Source organism: Streptomyces fradiae ATCC 10745 = DSM 40063 (assembly GCF_008704425.1).
Classification (GTDB): Bacteria; Actinomycetota; Actinomycetes; order Streptomycetales; family Streptomycetaceae; genus Streptomyces; species Streptomyces fradiae.
Genome location: NZ_CP023696.1, coordinates 6,175,191 through 6,192,287 on the forward strand (window position 1 = coordinate 6,175,191; position 17,097 = coordinate 6,192,287).

Annotated in this window: 12 protein-coding genes; 6 read left to right on the plus strand and 6 right to left on the minus strand. The window is 78.7% G+C overall.

Going from position 1 to position 17,097, the window contains the following annotated elements; all coding sequences use genetic code 11:
* Positions 1 to 78: 78 nt before the first annotated feature.
* The 5 genes from CP974_RS27010 (at position 79) to CP974_RS27030 (ending at position 6,203) form a co-directional block, all read left to right on the plus strand.
* A complete protein-coding gene (locus tag CP974_RS27010; protein ID WP_031134232.1) occupies positions 79 to 1,326 on the plus strand; it encodes an NAD(P)/FAD-dependent oxidoreductase in 1,248 nt (415 codons plus the stop codon).
* 521 nt (positions 1,327 to 1,847) lie between these two features.
* Positions 1,848 to 2,615 (plus strand): SDR family NAD(P)-dependent oxidoreductase, encoded by a 768-nt coding sequence (locus CP974_RS27015; protein ID WP_223844544.1) that lies wholly within the window; start codon positions 1,848 to 1,850, stop codon positions 2,613 to 2,615.
* Complete coding sequence (locus CP974_RS27020) at positions 2,612 to 3,832, plus strand: lycopene cyclase family protein (RefSeq protein WP_031134235.1); 1,221 nt, start codon at positions 2,612 to 2,614, stop codon at positions 3,830 to 3,832. Before CP974_RS27015 ends, CP974_RS27020 begins: the two co-directional genes overlap by 4 nt.
* The gene (locus CP974_RS27025) at positions 3,829 to 4,653 is read left to right on the plus strand and encodes a methyltransferase (protein ID WP_078915766.1); all 825 of its coding nucleotides are present in this window, start codon (positions 3,829 to 3,831) and stop codon (positions 4,651 to 4,653) included. The genes CP974_RS27020 and CP974_RS27025 overlap by 4 nt, the downstream gene beginning before the upstream one ends.
* 53 nt (positions 4,654 to 4,706) lie before the next feature.
* Positions 4,707 to 6,203: an FAD-dependent oxidoreductase gene (locus tag CP974_RS27030; RefSeq protein ID WP_174887788.1), complete on the plus strand. Its 1,497-nt coding sequence runs from the start codon at positions 4,707 to 4,709 to the stop codon at positions 6,201 to 6,203.
* Between the two features lie 271 nt (positions 6,204 to 6,474).
* Here the strand turns inward: CP974_RS27030 and CP974_RS27035 are convergent, their stop codons facing one another.
* From CP974_RS27035 to CP974_RS27060, 6 genes are all read right to left on the minus strand, one after another.
* Complete coding sequence (locus CP974_RS27035; RefSeq protein WP_223146957.1) at positions 6,475 to 7,485, minus strand: DUF5914 domain-containing protein; 1,011 nt, start codon at positions 7,483 to 7,485, stop codon at positions 6,475 to 6,477.
* Positions 7,482 to 8,477: a phytoene/squalene synthase family protein gene (locus tag CP974_RS27040; protein ID WP_031134240.1), complete on the minus strand. Its 996-nt coding sequence runs from the start codon at positions 8,475 to 8,477 to the stop codon at positions 7,482 to 7,484. The genes CP974_RS27035 and CP974_RS27040 overlap by 4 nt, the downstream gene beginning before the upstream one ends.
* The gene (locus CP974_RS27045; protein ID WP_031134242.1) at positions 8,464 to 10,068 is read right to left on the minus strand and encodes a phytoene desaturase; all 1,605 of its coding nucleotides are present in this window, start codon (positions 10,066 to 10,068) and stop codon (positions 8,464 to 8,466) included. The genes CP974_RS27040 and CP974_RS27045 overlap by 14 nt, the downstream gene beginning before the upstream one ends.
* Positions 10,065 to 11,207: a polyprenyl synthetase family protein gene (locus CP974_RS27050; protein WP_031134245.1), complete on the minus strand. Its 1,143-nt coding sequence runs from the start codon at positions 11,205 to 11,207 to the stop codon at positions 10,065 to 10,067. The genes CP974_RS27045 and CP974_RS27050 overlap by 4 nt, the downstream gene beginning before the upstream one ends.
* 322 nt (positions 11,208 to 11,529) lie before the next feature.
* Entirely contained in the window at positions 11,530 to 12,903 is a 1,374-nt protein-coding gene (locus CP974_RS27055) for a cryptochrome/photolyase family protein (RefSeq protein WP_031134247.1), read from the minus strand.
* A gap of 387 nt (positions 12,904 to 13,290) precedes the next feature.
* Positions 13,291 to 14,169 (minus strand): SDR family oxidoreductase, encoded by an 879-nt coding sequence (locus CP974_RS27060; RefSeq protein ID WP_031134249.1) that lies wholly within the window; start codon positions 14,167 to 14,169, stop codon positions 13,291 to 13,293.
* Positions 14,170 to 14,679: 510 nt separating this feature from the next.
* On the opposite strand from CP974_RS27060, the gene CP974_RS30540 reads away from it, so the two are divergent.
* Positions 14,680 to 17,094, plus strand: a complete 2,415-nt coding sequence (locus CP974_RS30540; RefSeq protein ID WP_337250556.1) for a sensor histidine kinase — start codon at positions 14,680 to 14,682, stop codon at positions 17,092 to 17,094.
* The last annotated feature ends 3 nt before the right edge of the window (positions 17,095 to 17,097 follow it).

Sequence of the window (17,097 nt, forward strand, 5' to 3'; positions counted from 1 at the left end):
TCGCCGCGCCCGCGCGCACGGCGACCGCACCCGCCTCCCGCTCGGCCCTCACCGGGGCCGGTGCCGAAGGAAGAGGACATGACCAGTCATCACCACGCCGCCCCCGACACGGTCGTCGTCGGAGCGGGACTCGCCGGACTCGCCTGCGCCCTGGACCTGTGCCGCGCCGGGCGGCGCGTCGCCCTGCTGGAGGCGTCCGACGGCGTGGGCGGCCGGATGCGGACCGACCGCCGGGACGGCTTCCTCCTGGACCGGGGCTTCCAGGTGTTCAACACCTCGTACCCGCAGGTCAAACGGCGGATCGACCTGAGGAGCCTGCGGCTGCGGCCGTTCACCCCGGGCCTGCTCGTCCACACCCCGGCGGGGCCCGTCCGCCTGGCCGACCCGACCCGGCGGCCCGGGGCCGCGGACTCGCTGCTGCCCGGCCGCGTCCTGTCCGCGCGCGACCTCGCCGCGCTGGCCGCGCTCACGGCCAGGGACGCCCTCCTCCCCGCCGGCCTGCTCAAGCGCGCACCGGACCGGACCACGGCCGCCGCCCTCGCGCGCGCCGGGGTGTCGTCCGACGCGGTCGACCGCCTCCTGCGGCCCTTCCTGGCCGGGGTCTTCCTGGAGGACCGGCTGGAGACCTCCGCCCGCTTCTTCCACCTGGTCTGGCGCAGCATGGTCAGGGGGACGCTCTGCCTGCCCGCCGCCGGAGTGGGCGCCGTGCCCGCCCAGCTCGCCGGGCGCCTCCCCGTGGGCGTCCTGCGGCTGGAGACGCCCGTCGACGCGCTCACCGCCGACGGGGTCCTCCTCGCGGACGGCGCCGAACTGCCCGCCCGCACCGTGGTGGTGGCCACCGACGCGGTCACGGCGGCCCGCCTGCTCCCGGGCCTGGCCGTCCCCGGCGGACGGACCGTCACCACCTACTACCACGCGGCCGAACGCCCGCCGCTGCACGAGCCGACCCTGGTGGTGGACGGCTCCGGCGCAGTCCTCAACACCTGCGTCCTCGACCAGGCGGCGCCCACGTACGCGCCGCCGGGCACCGCGCTGGTCTCCACCTCCGTGCTCGGCCCGGACCGGCCGGGCGCGGCCGAGGCGGTGACGCGGCGCCTGGCCGAGCTGTACGGCACCGACACGAGCGGCTGGCGGCAGGTCGCGGCGTACACCGTCGAAGGGGCCCTGCCCGCCATGGTGCCGCCGTGGCCGCTGAGCCGTACCACCCGGGTCGCGGCGGGCAGGTACGTCTGCGGGGACCACCGCGCGACCGGCAGCGTCCAGGGCGCGCTGGCCTCGGGCACCCGCGCGGCCCGCGAGGTCCTCGCCGCCCCGGCGCCCCGGTGACGGCCCGCCCGTGCGCGCCCCGGCGCCCGCGGTCGGGTGCCCGGGCCGCGCCCCGAGCTGGAGCGACGGCGCGGGGCCGCGCCCTTCCGGCCGTCACGGCGGTGCCCCGCCCCGGCCGCGCCGGTCCGCTCGCTCCGACGGCCGGACTGCGACCCGCCGGTCCGCACACCTCGGCGCGGCCGTGGGGAACGTGCCGGTCCGCGGGCCCCGGTGCGGCTGCGGTGACCGGTCCGCCGGTGCGTCCCGACGCCGGGGCCGCCCGCCGGCCCGTGCGCTCCGGCGTGCATGGGGGATCGCACCCGCTCGTACGGCCCGACGGCGGGGCCCTGCCGCCGGGCCGCGCGCCCCGGCGCCCCGGTGACGGCCCGCTCCGGCGCTCCGTCCGGCGCCAGGGCCCCCTCCGCCCGTGCGCGCCCCCGCGACCGGGCCCCGGTACGCCGGTCCGCGCCGCCCCGCGTCCGGGTGACGGCCGCCGCCCGGCGCGAGCCGCATCCGCGGACGCCCCGCACCCGGAACACACCATGGAAGCCAGGCGACCCGCCTGTGCGGACGACCACCCCCGACCGCTGGAGCGGACAGTGAGACTCGACGGCGCACGCGTGCTGGTGGCCGGAGCCACCGGCGTCCTCGGCGGTGCCCTCACCGCCGAGCTGGCCGGCCGGGGGGCGCGTCCCGCGCTCGCCGGACGCGACCCGGCCCGCCTCGCCCGCGCGGCCGAGGCCCATCCGGGCGCCCCGACCGCCGTGTTCGACGCGTACGACCCGGCCTCCTGCGCCCGCGCCGTCCACGACGCGGCGGCGGCGCTGGGCGGGCTGGACGCCGTGGTGACCGCCTTCGGGACGGTGGCGTTCGGCCGGGCCGCGGAGGTCGGCGACGAGGTCGCCGAGCACCTGTCGGCGGTCAACGCCCTCGCGCCCGCCGCCTTCCTCCGCGCCGCCCTCACCGTCATGGGCCCCGGTTCCGTCATCGCCGCCTTCACCGGCGTGGTCGCGGAGCACCCGCAGGCGGGCATGGCCGACTACAGCGCCTCCAAGGCCGCGCTGAGCGCCTGGCTGCGCGCGGTCCGCCGGGAGGCGCGCGGCAGCGGCATCCGCGTCCTGGAGGCCAGGCCCGGACACCTGGAGACCGGCTTCGCCGACCGCCCCGTCGCGGGCACGGCCCCGCCGCTCCCGCCCGGCGGCGACCCCCGCCGCGTGGTGGCGGCCCTCGCCGACGCCATGGAGGCAGACGCCGAACTGCTGCGCACCGCCCCGGACGGGACGCCCGTCGTCGAACGGCGCGCCCGGTGAGCCGCGACACCGCCGCCACGGCCGCCGACGTGGTCATCATCGGCGCCGGCGCGGCCGGACTCAGCCTCGCCCACCGGCTCGCGTCCCCCGCCGCCCCCACCGTCACCCTCGTGGAACCCCCCGACGGCCCGCTGCGCCCCGCCGAGCGCACCTGGTGCTACTGGGACCGCGGCGCCGGGGAGCTCGACGAGGCGGTCAGCGCCTCCTGGTCCCGGCTGCGCGTACACGGCGCCGACGGCCGCTCCGTCACCGTGGACCCGGCGCCGCTGACCTACCGCATGCTCCGCTCCGCCGACTTCGAGCGGCTGGTCCACACCCGGCTCGCCCGCTCCCCGAACGTCACCGTGCTGCGGGCCACCGCGCACACCGTGCGGGACACGGCCGGCGGCGCGGAGGTGCGCTGCACCGGTCCCGGCGGCCGGACGCTGGCCCTGCGCGCCCGCCACGTCTTCGACTCCCGCCCGCCGCGCGCCCTGCCCCCCGCCCGCACCCGCCTGCTCCAGCACTTCCGCGGCTGGTTCGTGCGCACCGCGACCGACCGGTTCGACCCGGCCGTCGCCGACCTGATGGACTTCCGGGTGCCGCAGCCGCGCCACGGGCTCGCCTTCGGCTACGTCCTGCCCCTGGCGCCGGACCGGGCCCTCGTCGAGTACACCCAGTTCTCCCGCACCCCGCTGACCACCGAGGCGTACGAGGCGGCGCTGGCCGGCTACTGCCGCGACGTCCTGCGGCTCGGCGCGTACACGGTCGAGTCGGCCGAGCAGGGCGTCATCCCCATGACCGACGGGCGCTTCCCGCGCCGCACCGGGGCCGCGGTCTTCCGCATCGGGACCGCGGGCGGCGCCTCCCGCCCGGCCACCGGGTACACCTTCGCCGCCGTGCAGCGGCAGAGCCGGGCCATCGCCGCCGCCCTGCGCGCCGGCCGCGCGGCCGTGCCCCCGCCCCACGGCCGGCGCGCCGCGGCCATGGACGCCGTGCTGCTGCGGGCCCTGGACACCGGGCGGATCGACGGCCCGGAATTCTTCACCGGGCTGTTCCGCCGCGTCCCGCCGGAGCGGCTGCTGCGCTTCCTCGACGGCGGCACGTCCCCCGCGGAGGAGTGGGGCGTCGGCCTGCGCACCCCCGTCGGGCCCATGCTCCGCACCGCGCTCGAACTGCCCTTCCTGCCCCGCCGCCCGGCACCCGCCGGCCCACCCACCGGAGAGAAGCACCGATGACACTCCTGCGCGACCACGACCTGGCACGCGCCTTCGACCACGCCTCCGACACCTACGACCGCCTCACCGCCCTGAACCCCGGCTACCGCGCCGACCTCCAGCGCTCGGCGCGCCGCCTCCTGCCGTCCGGTGACGGGGCCGGGCTCCACGTCCTGGACCTCGGCTGCGGCACCGGCGCCTCCACCGAGGCACTGCTGCGGGTCGCGCCCCGCGCCCGGATCACCGCGGTCGACGCCTCGGCGGGGATGCTGCGGCAGGCCCTGGCCAAGCCCTGGCCGCGGAACGTACGCTTCCGGCACCTGTCCGCCGAGCGCGCGGCGAGGGCGGGGGAGGGGCCGTACGACGCGGTGTTCGCCGCCTACCTCTTCCGCAACGTCGCCGACCCGGACGGCGTCCTCGGCACCGTCCGCTCGCTGCTGCGGCCCGGCGGCCGGCTCGCCGTCCACGAGTACAGCCTCAGCGGCTCCGCCCTCCACCGCGCCCTGTGGACGGCCGTCTGCCGCGCCGTGGTCGTCCCCGCGGGCACGCTCACCGGCGACGGGGCCCTCTACCGGCACCTGTGGCGCAGCGTCCTCGACTTCGACACCGCACCCGAGTTCACCGCGCGCTTGGCGGGCGCGGGCTTCACCGGCGCACGCGCCCTGCCCGTGGCCGGCTGGCAGACCGGGATCACCCACACCTTCCTCGCCCGCCGCGCCGCCGTCGCCGAGCGCGGCGCCGCCGCCGGCGGAGCCGGTGGCGTCGGGGGCGGCACGGCCGCGGACGGTGCCGCGGCCGCCGGGGGCACCGAGGGTGCCGCGACCGCCGGGGGCGCCCGGTGAGCGCCGCCCGGCAGGCGGCCCGGCGGGGCCGCGACCGCAGAGCCGAGATCATCATGCCGCCGCCGGGGCGGGACCGCTTCGCCCCCGGCGACACGCCCCGCGTCGCCGTGGCCGGCGGGGGCATCGCCGGTCTGGCCGCCGCCGTCCTGCTCGCCGAGCGCGGCGCCCGCGTCACCCTCTACGAACGCGAGGAGGCGCTCGGCGGACGGCTCGCCGGCTGGCGCACGCGCCTCGCCGACGGCTCCCCCGTGACCATGAGCCGGGGCTTCCACGCCTTCTTCCGCCAGTACTACAACCTGCGCGGCCTGCTGCGGCGGACCGACCCCGGACTCGACCGCCTCCGCCCCCTGCCGGACTACCCGCTCCGGCACAGCGGCGGACTCACCGACAGCTTCGCCCGCGTCCCGCGCACACCACCGCTCAGCGCGCTCGGCTTCGTCGCCCTCAGCCCCACCTTCGGCTGGCGCGACCTCGCCCGCATGGACGCCCGCGCGGCGCTGCCGCTCCTCGACGTCCGCGTGCCCGAGGTCTACGAGCGCTTCGACGGCGTGGGCGCCACCGCGTTCCTGGAGCGCGTCCGCTTCCCCGAGGCCGCGCACCACCTGGCCTTCGAGGTGTTCTCGCGCAGCTTCTTCGCCGACCCGCGCGAACTGTCCGCCGCCGAACTGCTCCTGATGTTCCACATCTACTTCCTGGGCTCCGCCGAGGGCCTGCTCTTCGACGTGCCGGACGAGCCCTACCCGCAGGCCCTGTGGGACCCGCTGGGCGACTACCTCCGGCGCCTGGGCGCCGACCTGCGCACCGGCACGCCCGTGCGCGAGGTCCGCCCCGGCGCCGACGGGCGGGTACGGGTGCGGACCGACGCCGCCGAGGACCTCCACGACGCCGCGGTGCTCGCCCTCGACCCCGGAGCGCTGCGCACGGTGGTCGCCGCGTCCCCGGACCTCGGCACCCCGCAGTGGCGCGACGACGTCGCCGCCCTGTCGACCGCCCCGCCGTTCCTCGTCTCCCGGCTGTGGCTCGACCGGCCGGTCCGCGCCGACCGCCCCGGCTTCCTGGGCACCAGCGGCTACGACGGCCTGGACAACGTCAGCGTCCTCGACCGCTACGAGGGGGAGGCCGCCCGCTGGGCCGCCCGCACCGGCGGCTCCGTGGTGGAGCTGCACGCCTACGCGGTCCCCGCGGGGGAGGAGCCCAAGGAGGTGCAGGACCGGCTGCTCGACGGCCTGCGCCGCGTCTACCCCGAGACGCGCGACGCCCGGATCGTGGACGCCCGGCACGAGTGGCGCGCCGACTGCCCGTTCTTCCCGGTCGGCTCCCACGGCCGGCGGCCCGCCGTGCGGACGCCCCACCCCGGCGTGGTGCTGGCCGGCGACGCGATCCGCTGCGACCTGCCCGTGGCGCTGATGGAACGCGCCGCCACCACCGGCTTCCTGGCGGCCGGGGCCCTGCTCGCCCGGTGGGGCGTGCGCGGGCAGGTGCTCTGGACCGTGCCGCGCTCGGGCCGGTCGGCCGCCCTGCGCGCCCTCGGCGGGCTCGCCCGCCGCTGAGCCCCCGCCGCGCCGTGCCGGGACACCCGGCACGGCGCGGCACTCCTCGGACGGACCGGCCGCACCGGTCGACCGCACCGGTGGATCGGACCGGCCGCACCGGTGGATCGGACCGGTGCGGCGGGCGCACAAGCGGCGGGGGCGTACGCCTTCTCGCGCACGCCCCCGCCGTACCGCCGTACCACCACGCGGTGTCCCCGCCGCGCCGCCGCCGGCCGTCCGCGCGACCCGGACGGGGCCGCGCGGCCCGTCCGGCGGACCGCCGCGGCCCCTACCCCGGGAAGCGGCCCGTGCCGCGCAGCTCCCAGCGCCGCTCCGCGTACGCCAGGTCGTCGCGCCACAGCCGGCCCGCGGTCCGCTTCATCAGCGGGCGCAGCACGGGCGCCGCCGCCCGCGCCAGCGCGAAGCCGCGCCGGTCCGAGGCGGCGACGACCGCCTCCACGACGGCGGTCCGCGGCCGCGTCGCGGACGGGCCGGTCAGAGGCGTGGCGTGGGTCTCCACCACGGACGTGACGCCCTCGCCCTCGGTGATGCGCATGACGACCGTCCGGGGCCCGGGCGCGGTGAACTCCGCCCGCACCGGCACCACCAGACGACCGGTCACCCGGAAGGACACGTCGACCACGAACGCGTCGTCGTCCTCCTCCCCGCCGGGCGGCCGGGCCACCGTCAGGTCGACGAACGAGTACGGGTGGAACCACGAGCCGTGCCACGGGTCGAGCCGGTTGGCGACCACGTCCTCCGGCTCGCACCGCCCGACGGCGGTGAAGACGGCGTCCACACCCTCGCCCGCCCGCGGGCGGACCGGCACCGCCGGGCGCTCCGACGGCTCCTCCCCGCCGACCGCGTCCAGCCGGACCCACAGCAGGACCCCGTCGTCGTGCACCGGGTACGGGTCCCACCCGGCGAAGGGCCGGCCGTCCAGGGCCAGACCGTGCCAGTGGCACACCAGGGTCCCGCACACCACCCGGCTCTCCCGCAGGGGCGCCCCCAGGTGCGGGCAGGCGCCGGGGCCGGCGTGCGGCTCACCGGTGTCCGACCGCCACAGCACCACCTCGACCCCGCCCACCGTCCTGCCGCGCGGGGGGCCGCCGGCGCGTACGTCGCGCGAGGCGCCGACCACGTACCAGTTGCCCGTCGGCCGCGCCGACGCCCGCTTGAGCGCGTCGGCGATCAGGGACGGCCGCGCCTCCCGCCACGTCGGCGCCTGCGCCGCCCAGTCGTGCCGGGGCCGCCGCCGCAGGGGCGGCGTCCAGCCGGTCCGGTCCGCTCGGTCACTCACGTGGCAGGTCCCTTCCCCTGGAGCGCGGGTCCGCCCGTGCGGGCCGGGCCGCGTTCGGTGCCGGAGCGCCGGCGCGCCCGGGCGATCTGTACGAGCCCGGCCGCCGCGACGGCCGCCCGGCGGCGGCGCGGCACCACCGCGCGGCGGTGCAGCACCGGGTAGTCCTGCTCCGCGATCGCGTCGAGGATGCCGCCGTAGAGGGCGTAGGCGGCGCGGATGCAGGGGCGCGTGCGCGGGTCGAGCATGGCGATGCCGGGCTCGGCCGTCCGGTACACCTCCCGCGTCAGGGCCTCCGCCGCGACGAGCGCCGAGCGGACCCGGGGGTCGGCGCGGCCCGTGCGGCGGCTCCACTCCAGCAGCGGCCGGTCCACGCCGTGGGCGGCCAGCAGGTCCGCCGGCAGGTAGACGCGCCCCCGGTCCAGGTCCTCGCCCACGTCCCGCAGGAAGTTGGTCAGCTGGAACGCCACCCCGAGGGCCGCCGCGTGCGGGGCCGCCTCCTCGCGGGGGACGACCGTGCCGAGGACCGGCAGCATCTGCAGCCCGATCACCGCCGCCGAGCCGTGCATGTACGCCCGCAGGTCGGCGTAGGTCGGGTAGTCCGTGACGTGCAGGTCGCTGCGCATCGACGCCATGAAGTCGGCGAACAGCCCGTGCTCGACGGCGTACCGCTCGGCGGTGTCCGCGACGGCCCGCACCACCGGCTCGCCGCTGCGCCCGGTGCGCAGCCCGTCCGCGAGGTCGCCCTCCAGGCGCCGCAGCAGGCGGTCGCGCTCCGCGGGGGTGAGGCGCCGGTCCAGGTCGTCCACGATGTCGTCCGCCCAGCGGGCGAAGCCGTACAGCGCGTGCACCGCGGACCGGCGCTCCACCGGCAGCAGCCGGGTGGCCAGGAAGTAGCTCTTGCCGTGGCGGGCGTTGAGCCGCCGGCACTCGGCGTAGGCGGCGCGCAGGGCGGGGTCGGTGATGCCCGCGGCGTCCAGTTCACGACGGCTCATGGGCGCCTTCCGCGGTCGGTGCGACGGGCCGGGTGGTGTCGCGCGGCACGGGCCGGGGGCGCGCAGGGCGCTCGCGTCCCGCGCGCCCGCCCGGCCCGCGGGCCGCGGAGGCCCCGCCGGTCACCCGGGCGGCGGCGAGCTTGCCGCTGATGAGCACGGTCGGCACCCCGACCCCCGGCGTGGTCCCGCACCCCGCCAGGACGACGTTCTCCACCCCGCGCACCAGGTTGCGCGGGCGGAACGGGCCGGTCTGGGCGAAGGTGTGGGCCACCGAGAAGGGACCGCCCGCCGCGTGCCCCTGCGCCGCCCAGTCCAGCGGCGTCACCAGCAGCTCCTCCTCGACGCTGTCCGCGAACCCGTCCAGCCCCCGGCGCTCCAGCTCGGCGACCAGGCTGTCGCGGTAGCGCGGGCCCAGGTCGCGCCACTGCGCTCCGGACGGGCCCACGTCGGTGTTCGGGCAGGGCGCCAGGACGTAGTGCAGGTGCCTGCCGGGCGGGGCCAGGCCGGGGTCGTGCGTGGTCGGCCGGGTGATCAGCAGGGAGGGGTCGCTCATCAGCCGCCCCGAGCGGGTCAGTTCGTCGAAGGTGCGCTCCCACGCGTCGCCGAAGGACAGGGTGTGGTGGGCGAGGCCGTCCCACGTGCGGTCGGTCCCGGCGTGCAGGATCACCGCCGACGGCGAGTGCCGCAGCCGCACCGGGCGCCTGGGGGCGCGCCCGAGCAGACGGTGCGCCGTGGGCAGCTCGCAGGTCAGCACCACCGCGTCGCAGGGGATCCGCTCGCCCGACGCCAGCCGCACGGCGCGGACCCGGCCCCCCGACCGCTCCAGCGCGGTCGCCTCGGCCGACCAGCGGAACGCGGCGCCGGCCCGCTCCGCCGCGTCCGCCATCCCGCGCGGCAGCGCGTGCATGCCGCCCTGCGGGAACCACACCCCGGCCACGGTGTCCATGTACGAGATCACCGCGTACGCCGCGAGGGCCCGGGCCGGGGCGACCCCGGCGTACAGGGCCTGGAACGAGAAGACCCGGCGCAGGCGCGGATCGGCGAGGAAGCGGCCGATGCGCCGGTCCAGCCGGCCGAAGCCGCCGAGCGCCGCCAGCCGGGCGAGGTCCGGATGGAGCAGCTGGAAGGGCGAGTCGAAGTTGGTGTCGATGAACCGCCGCATCTGCGCCCGGTACAGCCGCTCCAGCCACCGCCGCAGCTCCCGGTAGCCGTTCGCCTCGGCCGGCCCGGCGAACCGCCTGACCTCGTCCTCCATGGCGTCGCCGTCGGTGTGCACGTCGAGCGAGGTGCCGTCGGCGAAGCTCGCCCGGTAGGCGGGGTGCAGGGGCGTCAGCGTGACGTGCCGGGCCAGGCTGTCGCCCACCGCGGCGAACGCCTCGTCGGCCAGGTGCGGCATCGTCAGCACCGTGGGCCCCGTGTCGACCTCGTAGCCGCCCATGCGGACGCGGCCCGCCCGGCCGCCCGGCCCGGCGTCCCGCTCGACCACGGTCACCCGGCGGCCGGCGCCCAGCAGGTGCAGCGCGCACGCCAGCCCGGAGAGCCCGGCGCCCACCACGACCACGTGGTCGGTCGGTCCCTGGAGCGTCCTCACGCCGCCTCCCCGGTGCACTCGGGGCCCGCCCCGGAGGCCCGTTCGACGAGCGCCTCGAACTCCCGCCGGACGGCCTGCTCCGCGCCGGTCCGGTGGAAGTGGCGCAGGCTCGCCGCGGCCAGTTCCTCGATCTTCGACTCCACGACCGCCCGCGCCCCGGTGCGCTCCAGCACCGCGCGCATCCGCTGCACGCCGTCGTCGGACGCGGACGGGCCGCGCGGAGCCAGCACGTCCGCCGCCTCCCGGTCGCCGGACGCCTCGGCGAGCCGCAGCCCGACCGCCAGCAGGTAGGTGAGCTTGCGCGTGCGCAGGTCGTCGTCGGCGGGCTTGCCCGTCAGCGCGGGGTCGCCGAAGGTGCCCAGCAGGTCGTCGCGGAGCTGGAAGGCCAGCCCGGCGCACCGCCCGGCCGAGCGCAGCGCCTCCAGGACGGCGGGGTCGGCACCGGCCAGCCGCGCTCCCAGCGCCAGCGGGCGCTCGACCGTGTAGAGGGCGCTCTTGAGCGTGGCGACGACCACCGCGTCCTCGACGCCGGACGCGCCGGTCGCCTGCGCGCGGATGTCCCGGTACTGCCCGGCGACCATCTCGCCGCGCATCGCCTGCCACTCGCGGTGCAGCAGCTGACCGTGCGGCGAGCCGAGCGCCGTCTCGGTCAGCAGGTCGTCCGCCCACGCCAGGGCCAGGTCCCCGGCGAGCACGGCGGCGGACGTCGCGAACGCCTCGGCCGGGCCCGCCATGCGGGCGGCCTCGTGCATCCGGGCGAACTCCACGTGCACGGCCGGGGCGCCGCGCCGCAGCGGCGAGCCGTCCATCAGGTCGTCGTGCACGAGGGCGCACGCCTGGACCAGTTCGAGCGCGGCGCCCGTGCGCACGACCTGGGCCGCGCACCCCGATCCGCCGGCGGCCCGCCAGCCGCACCACGCGAACGCCGTCCGCAGCCGCTTCCCGCCGCGCCGGACCAGGGCGGCGACGCGCTCGGCGACGTCGCGGGCGAACACCGGGTCGGTGTCGCGGGCCCGGCGCAGGTTCTCGTCGAGGACGCGCAGCAGCTCCGTCTCGACGGCCCGTGCGGCGTCGCGGGCTGTGAGCGGACCGTCGACCGGCCTGACCGGTTCAGCCGCGGTGGGCCGCAGTCCCAGCATGCACAACCTCTTCTCCCTGTCGGTCACTCGCACAGCAGTGCTTCGGCCGTGTGCCCGTGAACGGATGCGCTGATTCCTGCCCGGTCCGCGGGCGATCCGAAGAACCGTCACCCCGACGGAGCAACGGCGGCACTGCCATGGCGGTGCGCCGCCCCCGGTGTGCGGGAGGGGCCGCGGACGGGTCCCGGGGGCCGGGGACCGGGGACCGGGTGGCCCGGAGCCGGGTGGGCGGGGAGCCCCGCGGGCCGGGCGGCGCGGCGGCGCGGCGGCGCGGAAGCGCCGGGAGCGCCCGGAGCGCCCGCGCCGCCGGGGGCGCCCGGCGTCAGTCGCGGCCCCGGGCGTGCTTGAAGCGCGCCAGCCCGTCGGAGAGCGCGATCAGCGGCTCGGGGTAGTCGAGACGGGCCCGCCGGTCTGCCGGAAGGCGCCACGGCTCGTGCACGCGCGCGTCCTCCACGTCCCGCAGCTCCGGCACCCACCGCCGTACGTAGACGCCCCGCGGGTCGAAGCGCTTGCCCTGCACGACCGGGTTGAGGACCCGGTGCGGCCGGGTGTCGGTGCCCGTACCGGCCACCCACTGCCAGTTGAGCTGGTTGTTGACGATGTCGCCGTCGACCAGGAGGTCGAGGAAGTGGCGGGCGCCGATCCGCCAGTCGACGTAGAGCGTCTTGGTCAGGAAGCTCGCCACCAGCAGGCGGGCCCGGTTGTGCATCCAGCCCTCGTGGCGCAGCTGGCGCATCGCCGCGTCGACGACCGGGTAGCCGGTGCGGCCCTCCCGCCAGGCGGCGATGTCCTCCGCCGCGTCCTCCTCGCCCCGCCACCGGTCGCCGCGGCTGCGGTAGTCGCGTACGGACGCCTCGGGGCGGGCCGCCAGCACCTGGTGGTGGAAGTCCCGCCAGCACAGCTGCCGCACGAACGCCTCCGCCCCGGGGCCGCCCCGCTCCCTGGCCAGCACCACCAGTTCGGCCGCCGACAGGGCGCCGAAGTGCAGGTAGGGCGAGAGCCGCGACGTCGCGTCGCCCCCCAGGTCGTCGTGCCGCTCCTCGTACGCCGGCATCCCGGACCGCGCCCAGCGCAGGAACCGCTCCCGGCCGGCCGTCTCGCCGCCCTCGGGGAGGTCCGGCGAGACCCCCGGCACGGCGTCGCGGGACGGCAGCGGCTCGCCGCGCACCCCACCGGGCACACGCACGGAGCGCGGCGGGGGCAGGGGGTCGCGCAGCCGCTCGGCCGACCAGCGGCGGAAGTACGGGGTGAAGACCGCGAAGTGGTCGGAGCCCGCCGGCGTCACCCGGCCGGGCGCCACCGCGGTGACCGTGCCGTCGTGCACGTGGAGGGCCACCCCGCCCGCGCCGAGGGCCTCGCGCAGCCGCTCCTCCCTGCGGTGGGCGTAGCCGCTCACCGGCGCCGCCATGTGCACCTCGGACGCCCCGCACTCGGCGGCCACCGCGGCCACCTCCCGCGCCACCGGGCCGTCGCGCACGACGAGCCGGCCGCCGCGCCGGCGCAGCGACGCGTCCAGGTCCGCCAGGCAGTCGGAGAGGAAGGCCCGCCGGTTCGGGGCGTCGAACCCCGCTCTGCGCACGCCCGGATCGCTGACGAAGAGCGGCACGACCTCGTCGGCCGCCGCGAGCGCGGCACGCAGCGGCGGGTGGTCGTGCAGCCGGAGGTCGGAGGTGAACAGGACGACCGCGCGGGTCATGTCGTCACTCCTGTCGGGAGAGGAGGGGAGGGGAGGGGACGGGGGCGGTGGCGGTGGCGGATTCCGGGCCCGGACCGCGCGGGACGCCGCGGCACGGGCCGTCCCGCCACGCGTGCGCCACCGGCGCGAGCGCGCCCGGCCGGTGCGCGCCGGGGGCGCGCGAGGCGCACGGGAGAGGTCCCGCGCCCGCGGCCGGTACGCCGGGCGGCGCCCAGGGGGCGCGTACCAGCACTACCCGGGACGGGCACCGCCCGGCGCCCGCGGCACACACGCGAGCACTTCACCGCCGCGCCGGCCCGCGGATGCACCGTCACCCGGACGGCCGCCGCCCGGACGGCCGCCGCCCGGACGGTCGCGGCGCGATCGGCGGGCACCGGCCCCGCACGCTCACCCGCGAGGGCGCGAGGCCGCCCGCCCGCCGGCGCCGAGCAGACCGGTGGGCTCGAAGGGGTGCACGGCCGCGAGGCGCGGCAGTTCGCGCCGGGACACCATCGTCACCACCGCGGGCAGCGCGGCGCGCACGAGCTGCGCCGACCGCAGCCAGCGCGGGACGTAGACCGTGGGGCGCCGCCGCTCGATCGCGGTGACCAGCCGCCCCGCCACGTACGCGGCGGGGAACACCCTGCGCGCCGGCGGGGGCATGTGGCCGCGCAGCTCGCGCAGCACCGCGTACCGGTCGACGTCGCGGACCATGTCGGTGTCCGTCCAGTTGATGTAGGCGATGCCGACGCCCACGCGCCGGTGCGCCACCTCGGCCCGCAGCGCGTGCGCGAACGACTCGACCCCCGCCTTCGAGGCGCAGTACGCGCTCATCATCGGCGCCGCGCCGATGGAGGCGAGCGACGCCACCTGGAGGAAGTAGCCGGAGGTGGCGAACAGGTCCCCGAGGAACGTCCGGGCGGTGGCGGCGCTGCCGACGAGGTTCACCTCGATGACCCGGCGCCACACCTCGGGGTCGGACTCGGCGAACGGGCCGCCCTCGGCCACGCCCGCGTTGGCGACCACCACGGAGGGGGCACCGAGGCGCACCCGGATGTCCTCGCCGACACGGGCCAGTCCGCGGTCGTCCGTGACGTCGACCTCCCAGCACGCGCAGTCGCCGGGCAGCGTTTCCGCGACCCGCGCGAGCGTCCGCTCCTCGCGCCCGAGCAGCGCCACCCGCGCGCCCCTGAGGGAGAGTTCCCGCGCCACCGCCGCGCCCAGGCCGCGGGCCGCCCCGGTGACGACGGCGGTCCGCCCGCGCAGCGGGCTCTCGACGACCGGCATGGGCGGCTCCTCTCCCCGGCGGCGATCTCCTCGCTCACCGTAGGCACGGCGGGCCGCCCCCGGCATGTCGAGGCCCCCGACGACACGGAGGCGGCAGTCAGGCGGCCCGGCGGCGGCCGGCGTCAGCGGGGCGACGGCCCGGCGACGGCCGCCCGCCGCGGGCGGCACGCGGCCGGAGCGCGCTATCGGGCGGCCGTGCGAGCCCTCATACCAGAGCGGGACGTTCTACGGGCGAGTTTGACGACAGCGCCGCACACAGGAACCGTGGACGACTACCGTGTGTTGCCGGTCATCAACGGTCGGCTGATCGGACGAGCGGCCCGGCCCCCTCCCTCCGATGCCGTACACCCGTTTGATACCGAAACACGCCGATTCCCTGGGCCCCACGTACCAAGGACACCGATGTCTCCACTTCGCGCCCCCGCCGCGCGGCCCGACCGCCGAGAGGGCGGCGGACGCCACGGCCGGACGGGCCCCCGTCCCCAGCCGCAGCACGGCAGGCCGCATCCCGTGCCGCCACCGCCCGACGCCCGCATACGACCGGGGCTCCGGCGCGTCGCGGTGCTGCCCGCCGCCGTGACCGCGCTCGGCGGCACCGGCGCGGTGCTGTTCACCCTGTACTCCACCGGCGCCCGGCCGACCCCCGCGCTCTGGACGGTGCTCACGTGCGCCGCCGCCCTCGCGGTGGCCGCCGTGACGGCCGCGGCCCTCGGCGCCGACCGCGCCGCCCGCTCCGTCCTGGACCGGTGCAGCGCCCTGCGCCGCAGCGCCGCGCGAGGCCAGAGCGAACTGCGCGACCTCGTCGAGCAGTTGCGCCGCGGCGAGCGCCCCCCGGCCCGGCAGGCCCCGCCGGCCGCGCCCGCCGGCGACGACCTCGACCTGCTCGCCCACGAGCTCGGCCGCGCCCAGGACGCCGCCGTCGCGACCGTCGTCCAGGCGTTCCGCCTCTCCAGCAGCGTCGGCAACGCCCAGAAGGTCGAGGTCTTCGTCAACCTCGCCCGGCGCCTGCAGTCCCTCGTCCACCGCGAGATCCAGCTCCTCGACGAGCTGGAGAACGCCGTCGAGGACCCCGAACTGCTCAAGGGCCTCTTCCACATCGACCACCTCGCGACCCGCATCCGCCGCCACGCCGAGAACCTCGCGGTCCTGGGCGGCGCCATCGCCCGCCGCCAGTGGTCGAACCCGGTCAGCATGACGGAGGTGCTTCGCTCCTCCATCGCGGAGGTCGAGCAGTACCCGCGCGTGAAGCTGGTCCCGCCCATCGACGGCACCCTGCGCGGCCACGCCGTCGCCGACGTCATCCACCTCCTGGCCGAGCTGGTCGAGAACGCCACCCTGTACTCGGCCCCGCACACCTCGGTCCTGCTGCGCACCCAGTACGTCACGGCCGGCCTCGCCGTCGAGGTCGAGGACCGGGGCCTGGGCATGGCGGTCGCCGAGCAGGAGAAGATGAACGCGCTGCTCTGCGACCCGGACCAGGTCAACGTGGCCCGCCTGCTCCAGGACGGCCGGATCGGGCTGTACGTCGTCTCCGCCCTGGCCCGCCGGCACGGCATCGCCGTGCGGCTCCAGTCCAACATCTACGGCGGGGTGCAGGCCGTCCTGGTCATCCCGCAGGGCCTGCTGGGCGCCGACCCGGCCAACCCGCACCAGTCCGGCCGTCCGGCGGCCACGGACGCCGCCGGCGCGCAGCCCGGCCCGGAAGCCGGGCCGGTACCGGGAGCCCCGGCTCCGGCCGCGATCCCGGCCCCGCACGAGGCCCCGGCCCCGCACGAGGCCCCGGCCCCGCACGAGGCCCCGGCCGCGTACGAGCCCGCCATCGCGCACGAGGCCCCGGCCGCGCACGGGCCCGCCGCCGCGCACGGGCCCTCCGCCCACCACCAGGCCCCCGACCCCGTACGGGCGCCGCTCACGGCGGGTCCGGGTGCCCGTCCCGCGGGAGGCCCGCGCCACGCCGCCCCCCGCCCGGCGCCCGAGCCCCTCCCGGTACGCGGAGGACGCACCGGACCCGCCGAACGGACCGGCCGCCCCGAGCCGCCCCGCGCCCCCGCCCCGGCCACCCCCGCCCCGGAGCCCCACCCCGCCGCGTCCGACCGGCCGGCCTCCGCGGACCGGGCGCCGCGGGCGGAAGCGGACCACCGGGACCGCACGCCCCCCGAGCCGACGCGGAGCACCCCGCGGCAGGCGGGCCCCGGCGCCCTCCCCGGCCCCCGGCAGCCGGACGGCCCCGACCACCCCGGCCCGGCCGCCGCCCACCCCGCGCACCACCCCGCGCACCACCCCTCCGGGCCGCCGCAGCCGCCGCCGCGGCACGCCGCCACCGACCACCCGCCGCTCCCCGGCGCGCACCCCCATGGCGACCCCGGCGCACCACCCCCCGCGGAGCCGAGCGCCCCGGGACCCGGCACACACGCCCCCGGCCCGCACACCCCCGCCGACCCGGCCGTCCCCGACCCGGTCGCCCACGACCCGGCCGTCCCCGACCCGGGCACCCTCGCTCCCGGCGCCCCGGACCCCGGCACGTACCACCGGGGAGCGCGGCCCGCCGGGCCATCCGTCGAGGACCCCGGCGCGGGCCGGGGCGCGCGCCCCCGGCTGCCCAAGCGGCGCGCCCAGGAGCACCTCGTGCCGCAGTTGCGCGGCGAACCGGTGCGGCGCCGCCACGACGACGACACCCTGCACGATCCGGGGCTGATGGCGGCCTTCCAGCGCGGCATCGGCCTGGCCGAGTCCATGCCGGAGCCGCCCCCGCCGCCCGCCGCCCTCGCGGACCCGCCCCCGCGGCCCTCCCCGGCCACCGCCCCGCAGCCCTTCCCCGCGGCCCTCCCGCTCACCTCCCCGGCGGCGGGCCGCGATCTGCCGCGGACCCCGGCGCCCAGCCCCGCCGCACCGCGGCGCCACCACGACGAAGCCCACAAGGAGTAGATG

What these genes read in the sequence shown, in the direction of transcription:
- CP974_RS27010 (WP_031134232.1), top strand. Translation starts at nt 79, where the DNA reads ATGACCAGTCATCACCACGCCGCCCCCGACACGGTCGTCGTCGGAGCG.
- CP974_RS27015 (WP_223844544.1), top strand. Translation starts at nt 1,848, where the DNA reads ATGGAAGCCAGGCGACCCGCCTGTGCGGACGACCACCCCCGACCGCTG.
- CP974_RS27025 (WP_078915766.1), top strand. Translation starts at nt 3,829, where the DNA reads ATGACACTCCTGCGCGACCACGACCTGGCACGCGCCTTCGACCACGCC.
- CP974_RS27030 (WP_174887788.1), top strand. Translation starts at nt 4,707, where the DNA reads ATGCCGCCGCCGGGGCGGGACCGCTTCGCCCCCGGCGACACGCCCCGC.
- CP974_RS27040 (WP_031134240.1), bottom strand. Translation starts at nt 8,477, where the DNA reads ATGAGCCGTCGTGAACTGGACGCCGCGGGCATCACCGACCCCGCCCTG.
- CP974_RS27050 (WP_031134245.1), bottom strand. Translation starts at nt 11,207, where the DNA reads ATGCTGGGACTGCGGCCCACCGCGGCTGAACCGGTCAGGCCGGTCGAC.
- CP974_RS27055 (WP_031134247.1), bottom strand. Translation starts at nt 12,903, where the DNA reads ATGACCCGCGCGGTCGTCCTGTTCACCTCCGACCTCCGGCTGCACGAC.
- CP974_RS27060 (WP_031134249.1), bottom strand. Translation starts at nt 14,169, where the DNA reads ATGCCGGTCGTCGAGAGCCCGCTGCGCGGGCGGACCGCCGTCGTCACC.